The following is a 14,180-nucleotide window of genomic DNA, read 5'->3' as shown; positions in this document are numbered from 1 at the left end:
TCGGGGACGGCGCGCAGCGGGGCGGGCGCGGCGCGGCATGGCGGGACAGGGCATGGCGGGACGGGGCACGGCAGGGCGAGGCCGTACGCCGGTGGGCCGCCGCGCCCGGATCACACGAGCCGCACGCCCGGCTCCCCGGCCTCCACCCGCAGGCGGGCCAGGGTGCTGGAGGCGGCGTCCGGCTTCAGCACCGTCTCCGGGGCGCGCACCTGGGCGTCGATGCCGTCCCGCCGGATGTCGAAGAGGTGGTAGCCGCGGTGGGCGTCGATGAACTTCCAGTGCGGGTTGTCCGGCATCCGCGCGTCCCACTCCTGGTGGAAGGCGCTCTGGTCCTGGTCGCCGCCGCTGGAGATCGACGTCCCGACGAACTCGGCGCCCACGGCGTCGGAGTCCGGGTCGGCGAAGTCCGCCTTGAGGTCGCTGATCATCGTGAGGTGCCGGTCGCCGCTGAGGACGACGGGGTTGCGGACGGTGGCGAACTCCCCCATGAGGGCGTTGCGTTCGGCCTGGTATCCGTCCCAGGCGTCGTAGTACCAGAGCTTGCCGTCGCCCACCTGGAGGTCGGTCTCCGCCATCATGATCTGCGAGGCGACGAGGTTCCAGCGGGCCGGCGAGTGGTGCAGGCCGCGGAGCAGCCAGTCCTTCTGCCCGGCGCCGAGCATGGTGAGCGAGGGATCCCCGGCACCCTCCTGGCCGATCGCCTGGTCGCTGCGGAACTGGCGGGTGTCGAGGACGTTCAGCCGGGCGAGGCGCCCGAAGTCGAGCCGCCGGTACATCCGGATGTGCGGCCCGTCCGGGATCGCGGTGGCCCGGACCGGCATGTGCTCGTAGTACGCCTGGTAGGCGGCGGTCAGCCGGGCCACGAACGCGTCGTGGGTCTGTTTGCCCGGGTCCTGCGGGACCTCCCCGGCGAAGTCGTTGTCGACCTCGTGGTCGTCGAAGGTGACCACCCAGGGGGCGTTCGCGTGCATCGCCGCGAGGTGCGGGTCGCTGCGGTACTGGGCGTACCGGTTGCGGTACTGGACGAGGGTGTACGGCTCCCCCGTGCCCTCGTGCCGGCGCACGGCCGTCGCCGACGGCGAGGACTCGTAGATGTAGTCGCCGACGAACAGGACGACGTCGGGGTCCTGGCCGAGCATGTCGGCGTACGGGGTGAAGTAGCCGTTCTGCCAGTTCTGGCAGGAGGCGAGCGCGACGCGGAGCGAGCCGCCCGCGCGGGCGGGGTGCGGCGCGGTGCGGGTGCGGCCGGTCGGCGAGACCTGGCCGTCGGCGCGGAAGCGGTACCAGTACGCGCGGTCCGGGCGCAGCCCGCGGACATCGACGTGCACGCTGTGGCCGTACTCGGGACGCGCCTGGGCGGTGCCGCGGCGGACGGGTTTGCGGAAGCGGGCGTCCTCGGCGATCTCCCACTCGACCGGCACCGCGCGGTCGGGCATCCCGCCGCCGTTCAGCGGGTCGGGGGCGAGCCGGGTCCACAGCACGACGGCGTCCGGCAGCGGGTCCCCGGAGGCGATACCGAGGCTGAACACACCGTCGGGCAGGGGGGTTTCGGCCGCGCGGGCGGTACCGGGCAACCAGAGCTGGGCGGAGGCGGCGGCGCCGAGCACGGCGGCCGAGGCGGTGAGAAAGCGGCGGCGATCGCGTGAGACTGCTCCGGACATCGGCGAACTCCCTTGCGTCGGTTGCCTCTTGGACACCAGGAAGCTCGCACGGCACGGCAGCCCGCCTCTTGAACAAGGCGCATCGTATGCATGACAAATGCACGAGCAACGAACGACTCGCCGTGACGGTTCAATTCCCATGACGAAGGGCCCGCGGCGGGCGAGGAACGAACGCCGGCCCGGGCACGTCATCTCGGGCCCATCGGCCCGGGGGCATCGGCTCCGGGCGCCGAAAACGCGTCGGGCGCGGAGAGGAAGATCCTCTCCGCGCCCGCTACGACTTCCGGCCCGGCCTTCGGGTCACCGCCGAAGCGAGGCCCGGAACAGCCCTAGAACGGCTCGAAGTCGTCGTACTCCTTCTCCGACTCGTCCCGCTCCGCCTGCTTGTCGCGGCGGCGCTGGGCGGCGGGGCGGGGCTCGTCGAGGCGGTGGTCCTCGCCACGGCGGCCGAGCATCTCCGCACCGGCCATGACCGTCGGCTCCCAGTCGAAGACGACCGCGTTCTCCTCGGGGCCGATGGCGACGCCGTCGCCCGAGCGGGCGCCCGCCTTCATCAGCTGCGCCTCGACACCGAGACGGTTGAGCCGGTCGGCGAGGTAGCCGACGGCCTCGTCGTTGTTGAAGTCGGTCTGGCGCACCCAGCGTTCGGGCTTCTCGCCGCGCACGCGGAAGAGGCCGTCCTCCTCCTGCACCACGGTGAAGCCGGCGTCGTCGACCGCCTTCGGGCGGATGACGATACGGGTCGCCTCCTCCTTGGGCTTCGCGGCGCGTGCGGCGGCGACCATCTCGGCGAGCGCGAAGGACAGTTCCTTCAGGCCCGTGTGGGCGACCGCGGACACCTCGAAGACGCGGTAGCCGCGACGCTCCAGGTCGGGGCGGACCATCTCCGCCAGGTCCTTGCCGTCCGGCACGTCGATCTTGTTGAGGACGACCATGCGCGGACGGTTGTCCAGACCGCCGTACTGCTTCAGCTCCTCCTCGATGATGTCGAGGTCGGAGACCGGGTCGCGCTCGGATTCGAGGGTGGCCGTGTCCAGGACGTGGACGAGCACGCTGCACCGCTCCACATGGCGCAGGAACTCCAGGCCGAGGCCCTTGCCCTGGCTCGCGCCGGGGATGAGACCGGGCACGTCCGCGATGGTGTAGACGTTCTCGCCCGCGGTCACCACGCCCAGGTTCGGGACGAGGGTCGTGAACGGGTAGTCCGCGATCTTCGGCTTGGCGGCGGACAGGACCGAGATGAGCGAGGACTTGCCGGCGCTCGGGTAGCCCACCAGGGCGACGTCGGCGACGGTCTTCAGCTCCAGGACGATGTCCTGGAGGCCGCCGGGCACGCCGAGCAGCGCGAAGCCGGGCGCCTTGCGGCGGGCCGAGGACAGCGCCGCGTTGCCGAGGCCGCCGCGACCGCCCTCGGCGGCGACGTACAAGGTGCCCTGGCCGACGAGGTCCGCGAGGACGTTGCCCGCCTTGTCGAGCACGACCGTGCCGTCCGGCACGGGCAGGATCAGGTCCTGGCCATCCTTGCCGGAGCGGTTGCCGCCCTCGCCGGGCTTGCCGCTGGTGGCCTTGCGATGAGGTGAGTGGTGATAGTCGAGCAGCGTGGTGACGGACTGGTCGACGACCAGCATCACGTCACCGCCACGGCCGCCGTTGCCACCGTCCGGGCCGCCTAGCGGCTTGAACTTCTCCCGGTGTACGGAGGCACAGCCGTGACCTCCGCTACCCGCGGCGACATGCAGCTCGACGCGGTCCACGAAGGTGGTCATGTGGGGTGCCTCCAGCACTTCGGTTACATCGGTTACTTCAGTGCGTACGTACTTCGGATACTTCAGTACGTACGGGAATGTCTCTTGCGTAACACGCGAAAGGCGGACCCTCTTCCCGTGGGGGAAGTGAGGTCCGCCTCGCGAGGAACTCTGTTCTACGGAGCCTGGGCCCCGAGGCACCCGACCCGGTCCGCGTGGAACCGGATCAGCCTCGACGGGACTCGATCAGGCGACCGGAACGATGTTCACGACCTTGCGGCCACGGTGCGTGCCGAACTCGACCGCACCGGCGGCCAGCGCGAACAGCGTGTCGTCCTTGCCACGGCCGACGCTGACGCCGGGGTGGAAGTGGGTGCCACGCTGGCGGACCAGGATCTCACCGGCGTTGACGGTCTGACCGCCGAAGCGCTTCACACCGAGCCGCTGAGCGTTGGAGTCGCGACCGTTCCGAGTGGACGATGCGCCCTTCTTGTGTGCCATGTCTCAGTCCCTACCCTTACTTCGCAGCCGCGGGGATCTCAGTGACCTTGATCGCCGTGTACTGCTGGCGGTGGCCCTGACGACGGCGGTAGCCGGTCTTGTTCTTGTAGCGAAGGATGTCGATCTTCACACCCTTGTGGTGGTCCACGATCTCGGCCTGGACCTTGATGCCGGCAAGGACCCAGGGGTCGCTCGTCACGGCTTCGCCGTCGACAACGAGCAGGGTCGAGAGCTCGACCGTGTCGCCAACCTTGGCGGTGGGAATCTTGTCAACCTCAACGATGTCGCCGACAGCAACCTTGTGCTGGCGACCACCGCTGCGCACGATGGCGTACACGCGGATCTCTCTTTCGCTCGGAACGGGACCCCGCAGTCCAGCCGCCGACTCGCGCGAGCGGCCTCTCCCGGAACGCGGAGCACGAGGCTCCGACACCGGGAGGAAGAGGTTTACGGGGGTGCGGCGCGTCAGGAGACACGCCGACGGTCAAGGTTACGGGGCCACGGCCGAAAGGGTCAAACCAGGCCGGGCCCCGCGGGTGTGCCACCGGTCACGCGTCGTCCCCGGCCCCGCGTGTGCGGGGCCGGGGACGACGCGTGGAGCCTCAGCTCTCGTCGGTGGACGCCGTGACGGTGGAGAGCGTCTGCTCAGCCGCCGCGGTCTTCTTCGCCGTGGACTTGACGGCCGCCTTCTTCGCGGTCGTCTTCTTGGCCGTGGTCTTCTTGGCGACCGTCTTCTTGGCCGCGACGGTCTTCTTGGCGGCGGCCTTCTTCGCCGTCACCTTCTTGGCCGTCTTGCGGGCGGCCGTCTTCGTGGCGGCCGGGGCCTCCGCGTCGACGTCCGCCTCGGCGGCCTCGGGCTCGGCGACCGGCTCCGCGGCGACCGACGGGACGACCACGACGGCCGCCTCCGCGGACGCGGTGGGCGCGGTGGCCTTGCGCACGGCACGGCGACGCGGACGGGCCGGCGCGGCGCTCTCGGCGGCGGCCTCGGCCACCGGCTCGGGCGTCGGAGCGACCTCGGGCGCGGCCTCGGCGACGGGCGCCGCGACCGGCTCCGTGACCGTCACCACGGTCTCCTCGGCCGTCCTGGGCGAACCGGCCGGAGCCGACACCTTCCGGGTCGCGCGACGGCGCGTACGGCCCTGGGGAGCGGCCTCGGCCGGAACCTCGGCGGCCACGGGGGCCGGAGCGGTCTCGACCGGAGCCTCGACCACCGGCTCGGCGACCGGCTGCTCGGACACGGGCTCCTCGACGACCGGGTCCTCGGCCGCGAACGGCTCGGCCTCGGCTGCCTCACGGGACCGGGCGGCAGCCCGCTCGGCCCGCTCCTCGCGCCTGCTCCGGGGAGCGCGCTCCTCCGTCTTCGGCGCACCCGCCGGGGCGGACGCGCGACGGGGGGCCCGGCGCCGCGAACGGCCCCGGGTGGCCGCGGCCTCCGCCTCGGCGGCACTGCCGTAGAACTCCTCGTCCGGCTGGAACTCGGTCTCGACGAGCGCGACCGGCGCGGCGACCTCGGCGGCCACCTCGGCCTCGGTCTCGGTCTCCGGCTCCTCTTCCGACTCGTGCGTGAACTCGTGCTCGTGGTCGTGGTCGTGGACCTGCTCGGCACCGCCACGGCCGCGCTTCTTGCGCTTGCCGCCGCCACCGACGGACGTCGGCTGCTCCATGTGCACGATGACACCGCGGCCGTTGCAGTGGACACAGGTCTCGGAGAAGGACTCCAGCAGGCCCTGGCCGACCCGCTTGCGGGTCATCTGCACGAGGCCCAGCGAGGTCACCTCGGCCACCTGGTGCTTCGTACGGTCGCGTCCCAGGCATTCGAGCAGGCGCCGCAGCACCAGGTCGCGGTTGGACTCCAGGACCATGTCGATGAAGTCGATGACGACGATGCCGCCGAGGTCGCGCAGCCGCAGCTGGCGCACGATCTCCTCGGCCGCCTCCAGGTTGTTCCTGGTGACGGTCTCCTCGAGGTTGCCGCCCTGACCGGTGAACTTTCCGGTGTTGACGTCGACCACGATCATGGCCTCGGTCTTGTCGATCACCAGCGAACCGCCGCTGGGCAGCCAGACCTTGCGGTCCAGTGCCTTCATGAGCTGCTCGTCGATCCGGTACGTGGCGAAGACGTCGACCTCGGAGGTCCACCTCGACAGCCGGCCGGTCAGGTCGGGCGCCACGTGGGAGACGTAGCCGTGGATGGTCTCCCACGCCTCGTCACCGCTGACGATGACCTTGGTGAAGTCCTCGTTGAAGATGTCGCGGACGACACGGACGGTCATGTCCGGCTCGCCGTAGAGCAGGGTCGGAGCGTTGCCGCTCTTCGCCTTCTTCTGGATGTCCTCCCACTGCGACTGCAGACGCTCGACGTCACGGCGCAACTCGTCCTCGCTCGCGCCCTCGGCGGCGGTGCGCACGATGACACCCGCGTCCTCGGGGACGATCTTCTTGAGGATGGTCTTCAGGCGCGCGCGCTCGGTGTCGGGCAGCTTGCGGCTGATGCCGGTCATCGAGCCCTCGGGCACGTACACGAGGTAGCGGCCCGGCAGGGAGACCTGGCTGGTCAGACGCGCGCCCTTGTGGCCGATCGGGTCCTTGGTGACCTGCACGAGGACCGACTGGCCGGACTTGAGGGCGGACTCGATGCGGCGCGGCCCGTTGGCCATGCCGAGCGCCTCGAAGTTGACCTCACCGGCGTACAGGACCGCGTTGCGGCCCTTGCCGATGTCGATGAAGGCAGCCTCCATCGACGGCAGCACGTTCTGGACCTTGCCCAGGTAGACGTTGCCGACGTACGAGGTCGCCTGCTCCTTGTTGACGTAGTGCTCGACGAGCACGTTGTCCTCGAGGACGCCGATCTGGGTGCGCTCGCCGCTCTGGCGGACGACCATCACCCGCTCGACGGCCTCGCGGCGGGCCAGGAACTCGGCCTCCGTGATGATCGGAACCCGGCGACGGCCCTGCTCGCGTCCTTCGCGGCGGCGCTGCTTCTTGGCTTCCAGACGGGTCGAGCCCTTGATGGACTGCACCTCGTCCGAAGGCTGCTGCTCCTCGCGCCGGCCGCGCGGCTCGCGGACCTTGACGACGGTGCGCTCGGGGTCGTTCTCGCTGGGCTCGGCGTCGCCACCGGAGTCACCGGCGCGACGACGGCGACGGCGACGGCGACGGCTGCTGCTGGAGCCGCCGGCCTCCTCGCGCTCGTCGGCCTCCTCGGCGTCCTCCTCGGCCTGCTCAGCGGTGTCCTCGGCGTCCTGCGCGGCCTGCTCGGCGGCGTACTCGTCCTCGCCGGCCTCGCTGTCCGAGTCGGCGGACTCGCCACGGCGACGGCGACGGCCACCCCGACGACGACGGCGACGGGAGCCCGCGGACTCCTCCTCGCCCTCGTCACCCTCGACCGCGTCCTCGGCCTCATCGGCGTCCTCCGCGTCCTCGGTGTCCTCGGCGGCCGCCTCGGGCTCCTCGGGCTCCTCGGGCTCGGCGGCCACGGTCACCGGCTCGTCCTCGACGCCCCGGCGACGGCGGCGCCGGCGCCCGGCGGTCGGTTCCTCGACGGCCTCGGCCGGCTCGGGGGTCCGGACGGTCTCGGCGGCTTCCTCGGCGGCCTCGGCGGCAGCCGCGGCGGCGGCCCGCTCGGGCGTCTGGAACATCGGCTCGGTGAACACCGGCGCCTGGAAGACGGCGACGGCCGGACGGCCGGGGCGCCGCGAGGACTCCTCGGTCTCCTTCGGCGCGGGCGCCGAGAAACCGACGGCGGCCTTGCGGGTGGCGCGGCGACGGGAGCGGCGCGGGCCGCCCTCCTCGCTCTGCGCGGCCTCAGCCTCGACGGCCTCCGGACGCGCGGCCTCCTCGGGCGTGTTCTCGCTGGTCACGGGCGCCTCCACACGCTCGTCGGCGGTGTCGCCCTCGGGCGCGCCGGCTGGCGCGGAGACGCGCCGGGTGGCGCGACGGCGGGTGGCACGGCGCGGGGCGGCCTCTTCGGTGACGGGTTCGGCCACGGGGGCCTCGGCCTCGACGGGGGCGGCCACCGGCTCGGCGACGGTCGTCACGGCCTCGACGGCCTCGGCCGCGGCGGGGGCGCCGGTGGGCGCGGAGACCCGGCGGGTGGCACGGCGGCGGGTACGGCCGGCGGGCGCGGTCTCCTCGACCGCGGCCGGGGCCTCCTCGACGGGCTCGGCCTCGGGTTCGGCGGCGGGCACCACCGTCTCGGCGACCTCGGCGGCCGGGGCCCCGGTGGGCGCGCCGGCGGGGGCGGAGGCACGGCGGGTGGCACGGCGACGCGTACGGCGCGGTGCGGCTTCGTCGGTTTCCGTGGCGACGGCGGCCTCGGCCGGAGTCTCCTCGGCCTCTTCGACCGCGGCCGTCTCGACAACCTCGTCGGCCTCGTCCGTCTCGTCGGCCTCGGTGTTCACCGAGGTCGCGGTCCGTGCGGGGGCCTCCTCCGCCGTGAGATCGGCGGACGCCACGGCCGGTATGGCCGACGCGGTGGTCTCGGCCGCGGCCCCGGAGGCGGCGGCCGGCGGACCGGCGGGACGCGACGCCGCACGGCGGCGGCGCCGCGGCGGCAGGGTGTCGCTGGGGGTGTTGTTGGTGTCGGAACCCTCGGTGGGTTCGGTCGGCTCGAGCATGCGGGTGGATCTCCCGTCAGGCTCCCGGGCGCCGCGCCTGGTCCGGCAGGGCCGGTGACGTCCGCGGCTCGCGCGATGCGCGGTGCCGCCGTCCGGGGCGCGGGCGCCGCACGGGAGCTCTCTGTGTCCTGTCTCGCCGGTTCCGTACGCCATGAGTGCGTACGGCCTGGCGAAAGTCTTCTGGTCGGTACGCTGCCCGACCCAGGTGGCTCCCGGATACGAGGGCGGCGCTACGACATCTGTCCTTACGCGGGACCTTCCTTACGCCGACGCCTTCGCGGCGGCAGTTTCGGCGGCCCCCGCGTGATCGGCTGGGGCGGCTGCGACTGCCTCGCGGTCGGGCGCGAGCGGGTCGGTCACCGTGCCGGTCTCTTCATCGAACAGCCCCTGCGCCAGCCTGGTCACCGCAGCGGCGACCGGCGGCGCCAGGTCGGCCACGGCGCGAAGACCGGACAGGACGTCGTCGGGTCGAACGGCAGGCGTCACGTGCCGAACAACCAGCCGCAGTATCGCACAGGGCTGGTCGGTCGGCCTATCAGCCTGTGGACTGTGCGTCTCAGGGGTTGTCCCAAGGCTTGCCACGGCACCGCGGGCATCGAACGTCCGCATGCCGTTCTTGGCCTTGCGGCTGACCTCGACGGTCTCGGCCGCGTTGAAGGCCTCCACCGCGCGCTCCGCCTCCGCCGGGTCCACGCCTTCGAGGCGCAGCTCCCACACGGACGCGGTGAGCCGGTCGGCGAGACCCGAGACGCGGGCTTCGACCGCCTCGATGATGTCGAGGCCCTGGGGCATCGACTCGTCGAGGAGCTCGCGCAGCTTCTCGGGGTCGCGCCGGTCGGTGAGCGCGATCTCCAGGTACTCCGCCTCGCTGCCCGTGCCGGTGGGTGCGGCATTGGCGTACGACACCTTCGGATGCGGCGTGAACCCCGCCGAGTACGCCATGGGTACGGCGGCACGGCGCAGGGCACGCTCGAAGGCGCGCTGGAAGTCACGGTGGCTGGTGAACCGAAGGCGGCCGCGCTTGGTGTAGCGCAGTCGGATGCGCTGCACCGCGGGTGCGGGCGGCGGGCCTTCGGGCTGTCGCTTGCCCAGTGTCGCTCAGTCCTTCATGAGTGCGGTCGTACTGCTACCTAGAGTACGTGTCTCACCGGCCGCTGGTTCCCGCCGGGCGACCGGCTCGGGTTCCGGGGGCGCCCCGAAGAGCATCCGCCGGAAGTCGGCGCGGGCCTGCCGGGCGCCGTCCCGGGCGGCGTCGAGGGCCTGCCGGGTCGCCCGCCCGATCCCGCGCGCCACCTCGGCGGCGGGCTTCAGCACCAGGTCGCGCACGGTGTGACCGACCGGTGTCAGCACGGTGCGGTAGGCCCAGCGCGCCGGTTCCACGAAGGTCCACCGAAGGAGACGCGCGAGGAACCGTCCGACGGCGAGCGAGATGTGCCCGGCGACCCGCCACGCGTGCCCGAGGGCCTCGCCGATCTCCCGGGCGACCACGGCCAGGGCCCGCCCGACCGGCACGACGATCCAGCGCCACACCGCGAGCGCGGGCAGCACCAGCAGGACCCGCGCGGTCCAGTAGAGCGCGAGTCCGATACCCACGAAGATCATCCCCACGATCCGGGCGACCCCCTCGGCCAGCAGGACGATCGCCCTGCCGACGGGCGTGAGGACCCAGGTGTGGAGCCACCGGGCCGGGACGACGAGCAGGTACCGCGCCAGCCAGGCCACGACGGCGTACGCCCCGGCCCCGATGGCGGCGAGGGCCCGGCCGGTGCCCCTGAGCAGCCGGGCGACCGCGCGGCCGATCGGCGTGAGCAGCCGCACGTACACCTGGTCGAGCACGGTCACGACGACGCCGGCGATCCGGACGACCACGGCGGCCGAGCCCGTGAACAGCAGGGCGAGCCCGGCGCCGATCCCCCGGGCCGCCCAGGCGATCGCGTGGCCGAGCGGGGTCAGGACCGTGCGGTGGAACCACACCGCGGGCACGACGAGCAGCACCCGTCCCAGCCACGCCAGCGCTGTGCCGACCGGCCGGACGACGTACCGCCACAGCGCGACCCAGGGCCAGACGAACAGCGCCCGCGCCACCCATCCGAGCGCCCGCCCGAGCGCCCGCCCCACCGGCCGCAGCAGCGTGTCCCGAAGAAACCTTCCGCCGACGACGAGCGCGTCCCACACCATCCGTACGGGGACGACGAGGACGAGCACGACGATCCGCACCGGAATGCGGATCGCCACGGCGAGGCATCCCTCGGCCTGCGTGCCGGGCCGCCCGGGGGAAGGCTTTTCCAGATCCATACCTGCGTAGACGCACCGGCCTCCGGGATGGATGCGACAGAACGGCACCCAGTGGCAGGACTTCCCGCCACGGCCGCACGAGCCCGCCCGGCACGGCGTGATGCACTACCTCTTCGCGGCGCTGCCCGCCCCGGAGGTCTTCGGGTCGCCGGACACGGAGGCCGGCGGCGGAACGGTGGCCAGGCGCTGGACCGAGTACTCGCGGTTGATCCCGGTCTGGCGCCGGATCGCCTCGGGCAGGTCGGGCAGGGCCAGCAGCCGGTCGCAGGCCTGGACCGCGCCGACGTGATCGCCCACCCAGTACGCGGTGATCGCGTACTCGAACAGCAGGCCCCAGCGGTACACCCAGCTCCTGGTGAAGAGCAGGTCGTCGGGTTCGGGCCGGTCCAGCGCGGCACCGAGCAGCGCGTGGGCGGTGTGGTGACGGCCCTGCACCCGCAGCCGGGAGGCCAGTTCGTAGCAGGCTTCGAGCCGCTGCGGGCGCGCCTCCCAGGCGCGCGAGAACGCGTCCATCGCCCCCGGCCAGTCCCCGGTCCTCTCGGCCTTGAGGAGACCGGCCTCCAGCAGCGAGCAGTAGACCTCCTCCGGCCAGCCGCCCATCGCCGCGCGCCGCTCGTACAGCGCGATCGCCTCCTCGGCGTGCCCGAGGTCGCGTTCGGTGTTGGCGAGGTAGAAGACGGTGCGGGTGTTGGCGGGGTCGCGCTCCAACTCGCCCCGCAGCAGACGGGCGTCGCGTTCGAACTTGTCGGCCCGGCAGCCGCCGTCGGCGTGGTCCTCGATCACCAGCGCGTCCAGGTTCTCCTGGGCGTCGGGCTCGTCGGTGCACGGGTACTCGTGGGTGACGCCCTCGTAGCGCCAGGCCCGGTCGCCCCGCATCAGGTGCTTGAAGCGGTGCTGGGTGCCCGGAGTGTCGTAGCGCAGCATGTACGAGGTCGCCGTCAGCCGGGGCAGGGGGGCGTCCTGCCGCAGGACGTGGTCGGCGTCGACGGTGAGGAGGAAGTCGGCCTTCCCGCGGGCGTGCCGGATGTTCCGGGTGCGGTTGTGGCCGAAGTCGACCCAGGGGTCGTCGTGGAGTTCGCCCGGGACACCCGCGAGTGCCGTGCGGATCAGGTCCTGGGTGCCGTCCGTCGAGCCGGTGTCGGAGATCACCCAGGTGTCGATCAGATGGCGGACCGAGCCGAGGCATCGTTCGATGACCCGCGACTCATTCCTGACGATCATGCAGAGGCAGATGGTCTGCGGTTTCACGGCGGCCAATGTGGCACACGCCGGCCCGCCGGGGACGCTCCACACGGGGCACCGAACCGAACAGCGCCCGATCGGCCGCAGGTGAGTCCAACTCCGCACCCATTAAAGCTAATTGGCCCATAAAGTCGTCCATTGTCGATCTAGTTTGATGATAAACAGTGTGCGTTTCGACCAAATGTGCCGCTCCAGCCGGCGCCAGCGGGTCAATCTCGCGATCACCTCTGCGTGCCACGGGGACACAGGGAGACCCGGGCGTCACCGGCCCAACCGGTCCCACCGGGCCCCGGGGAGACCCTGGGGCCACGGGTGCCGAACAGGGCCGTTCCGCCCGGAGAACACCGAGCCGCACCGACCCCGACTCCCTGCAGCAAGTCCAACTTCGAACCAAAAGCAGGCAATTACCCCATCAGGTCGCCTCCAATTGGGCTGATTTGATGATTAATAGGGCGCGTTTCGGCGTAATAGGACAGTTCGACCGGCATCCGCGGGTCAAGCTCGCGATCGGCGTCGGGGAATTCCCCACCGATCGATTCAAGGAGCACCCCCGTATGAATCCCGAGTCCAGGACCGTCCATCTGCTGGGCCCGCCGGCCCGCGGCCGACTCAAGAGGGCCGGCGTCGTCGCCTCGCTGGCGCTGGTGATGGCGTCGGGAGTGGTGGGCTCCGCGACGCCCGCGGACCGAAGCGCCTCCGAGCGGGCACCGGCGGCCCCGGACGGCGACAGGTGCCGACCCGCCCACCACCACAGGCCCCAGGCTCTCCCGGGCGAACCCGGCGACCACTGGAACGCGTGCAGGGGCCCGCGAGGCCCCCGGGGCGAAACCGGTGCGACGGGTCCCACCGGCCCTCAGGGACCGCCCGGCGTGACCGGAGAGGACGGGTCGCCGGGCACGGCGGGAGCGACGGGAGCCACGGGACCGACAGGTGAGGTGGGGTCGCCGGGCCTAGCTGGAGCCACGGGTCCCCAGGGCGCGACCGGCGCGGCGGGCGCGAGCGGCCTGACCGGCCCTCCGGGGGCGCCTGGCCCGTGTCTCGGCATCGACGCCGCGCAGGAGTCGGAGGACTTCGAGATCCGTGTCGCACTGACCGGCGGAAGCACCTACGCGGGTATCCGGGACCAGCGGACCGGCGAGAAGGAGGACTTCCTGTGGACCGACCTCAGCGGCCGTCCCGACTATCCCGCCGGCGGGGCGGCAGGCCTCCCCTGCGACGTCACCGTCAACGCGCACAACCGGACCACCGCCGTGAAGCGCATCAAGTTCGACGTCATCACCACCACGGGTCAGATCTGGGAGGCCGCCTGCGTCGCGTTCACCACGACCCACCCCGCGACCCTGAACTGCGCCGACCGCACAGGCCGCCCCAAGCCCTGGATCCTGGTCTCCCGGCAGCCGACGGTCGCCTCCGTCAACGGCGGCGTATGAATCGACGACGGCGTACGAGTCGACGACGGCGCACGACCGGCACGCTAGCCGGGCGCTGACCGTCGTGGCGAGCCCGGCCCGGCGGACGACCGCCGGGTCAGGCCTCGGTCCAGTCCCCCACGTAGAACGACTCCAGCTGTCCGTACGGTTCGTCGAGGCTCGACAGCTCCTCGGCCAGGCTGTGCAGCACCGACACGGACCGTACGAATCCGTGCACGTCCGCGCGAAGGAACGAGTGGGCCGCCGTGAACACGAGGGCGATGAGCCACGGACTGCTCTCACCGCGCTGCTGGAGCAGGTCGCGCAGCGCGTCCCAGTTGTCGGAGTACTCCTCCGGCTTGACCAGCGCCCGGCCCAGCGCGGAGTTGAGCTGCCGCTCCTCGCGCACCTTCGCCAGGTCGATCTCCAGCACGTCGAAGCCGGACCGTTCCAGTTCCTCCACCAGGAGGCCGTGCCGTTCCTCGCCGACGAAATAGGGGTCGAGCGGCAACCAGGGCAGCCGTTCCTCGACGTCCACCCACGCGTCAAGCATCTCGTCCTCGGTGCTCACCAAGTCCCCCGCACGCAGTCTTGTGATGATCGCCGGACGAGTACACCACAACGGACCGGGCTCGGCGCCCTCCCGGAGCGGGACTTGGGAGCGTCCCCTTCCGGCAGGACTGAGCCGCCCACCCGGGTGTTCCGTGG

At 72.1% G+C, this 14,180-nt stretch carries 10 protein-coding genes; 1 reads left to right on the top strand and 9 read right to left on the bottom strand.

Going from position 1 to position 14,180, the window contains the following annotated elements; translation table 11 throughout:
• Positions 1–110 precede the first annotated feature (110 nt).
• The 8 genes from OHT01_RS26300 to OHT01_RS26265 form a co-directional block, all read right to left on the bottom strand.
• Complete coding sequence (locus tag OHT01_RS26300; protein ID WP_328555582.1) at positions 111–1,661, bottom strand: alkaline phosphatase D family protein; 1,551 nt, start codon at positions 1,659–1,661, stop codon at positions 111–113.
• Between the two features lie 329 nt (positions 1,662–1,990).
• Complete coding sequence (obgE, locus tag OHT01_RS26295) at positions 1,991–3,427, bottom strand: GTPase ObgE (protein ID WP_328555581.1); 1,437 nt, start codon at positions 3,425–3,427, stop codon at positions 1,991–1,993.
• A 225-nt stretch (positions 3,428–3,652) separates the two neighbouring features.
• Positions 3,653–3,907: a 50S ribosomal protein L27 gene (gene rpmA / locus OHT01_RS26290; RefSeq protein ID WP_037618784.1), complete on the bottom strand. Its 255-nt coding sequence runs from the start codon at positions 3,905–3,907 to the stop codon at positions 3,653–3,655.
• Between the two features lie 16 nt (positions 3,908–3,923).
• On the bottom strand, positions 3,924–4,244 hold the full coding sequence (gene rplU, locus OHT01_RS26285) for a 50S ribosomal protein L21 (protein ID WP_164320786.1): 321 nt from the start codon (positions 4,242–4,244) through the stop codon (positions 3,924–3,926).
• A gap of 265 nt (positions 4,245–4,509) precedes the next feature.
• Positions 4,510–8,526, bottom strand: coding sequence for an Rne/Rng family ribonuclease (locus OHT01_RS26280; protein WP_328555580.1), 4,017 nt, complete (start codon positions 8,524–8,526; stop codon positions 4,510–4,512).
• A gap of 261 nt (positions 8,527–8,787) precedes the next feature.
• The gene (locus OHT01_RS26275; RefSeq protein ID WP_328555579.1) at positions 8,788–9,576 is read right to left on the bottom strand and encodes a TIGR03936 family radical SAM-associated protein; all 789 of its coding nucleotides are present in this window, start codon (positions 9,574–9,576) and stop codon (positions 8,788–8,790) included.
• 48 nt (positions 9,577–9,624) lie between these two features.
• On the bottom strand, positions 9,625–10,821 hold the full coding sequence (locus tag OHT01_RS26270) for a hypothetical protein (protein ID WP_328555578.1): 1,197 nt from the start codon (positions 10,819–10,821) through the stop codon (positions 9,625–9,627).
• Positions 10,822–10,926: 105 nt separating this feature from the next.
• Positions 10,927–12,042 carry a tetratricopeptide repeat-containing glycosyltransferase gene (locus OHT01_RS26265; RefSeq protein ID WP_328555577.1) on the bottom strand — a complete coding sequence of 372 codons (1,116 nt, stop codon included), beginning with the start codon at positions 12,040–12,042 and terminating at the stop codon, positions 10,927–10,929.
• A gap of 575 nt (positions 12,043–12,617) precedes the next feature.
• On the opposite strand from OHT01_RS26265, the gene OHT01_RS26260 reads away from it, so the two are divergent.
• Positions 12,618–13,493, top strand: a complete 876-nt coding sequence (locus OHT01_RS26260) for a hypothetical protein (RefSeq protein ID WP_328555576.1) — start codon at positions 12,618–12,620, stop codon at positions 13,491–13,493.
• 97 nt (positions 13,494–13,590) lie between these two features.
• Here the strand turns inward: OHT01_RS26260 and OHT01_RS26255 are convergent, their stop codons facing one another.
• Positions 13,591–14,043: a barstar family protein gene (locus OHT01_RS26255; RefSeq protein WP_328555575.1), complete on the bottom strand. Its 453-nt coding sequence runs from the start codon at positions 14,041–14,043 to the stop codon at positions 13,591–13,593.
• Positions 14,044–14,180: the final 137 nt, after the last annotated feature.

The organism is Streptomyces sp. NBC_00358, from assembly GCF_036099295.1.
In the GTDB taxonomy this organism is placed as follows: domain Bacteria; phylum Actinomycetota; class Actinomycetes; order Streptomycetales; family Streptomycetaceae; genus Streptomyces.
Note: the sequence above shows the minus strand (reverse complement) of the source record. Positions and strands in the feature narration are given on the sequence as shown.

Excerpts from the sequence above, each read along its gene's own strand:
- OHT01_RS26280 (WP_328555580.1), bottom strand. The coding sequence starts at position 8,526 with ATGCTCGAGCCGACCGAACCCACCGAGGGTTCCGACACCAACAACACC.
- rpmA (WP_037618784.1), bottom strand. The coding sequence starts at position 3,907 with ATGGCACACAAGAAGGGCGCATCGTCCACTCGGAACGGTCGCGACTCC.
- OHT01_RS26265 (WP_328555577.1), bottom strand. The coding sequence starts at position 12,042 with ATGATCGTCAGGAATGAGTCGCGGGTCATCGAACGATGCCTCGGCTCG.
- OHT01_RS26300 (WP_328555582.1), bottom strand. The coding sequence starts at position 1,661 with ATGTCCGGAGCAGTCTCACGCGATCGCCGCCGCTTTCTCACCGCCTCG.
- OHT01_RS26260 (WP_328555576.1), top strand. The coding sequence starts at position 12,618 with ATGAATCCCGAGTCCAGGACCGTCCATCTGCTGGGCCCGCCGGCCCGC.
- obgE (WP_328555581.1), bottom strand. The coding sequence starts at position 3,427 with ATGACCACCTTCGTGGACCGCGTCGAGCTGCATGTCGCCGCGGGTAGC.
- OHT01_RS26270 (WP_328555578.1), bottom strand. The coding sequence starts at position 10,821 with ATGGATCTGGAAAAGCCTTCCCCCGGGCGGCCCGGCACGCAGGCCGAG.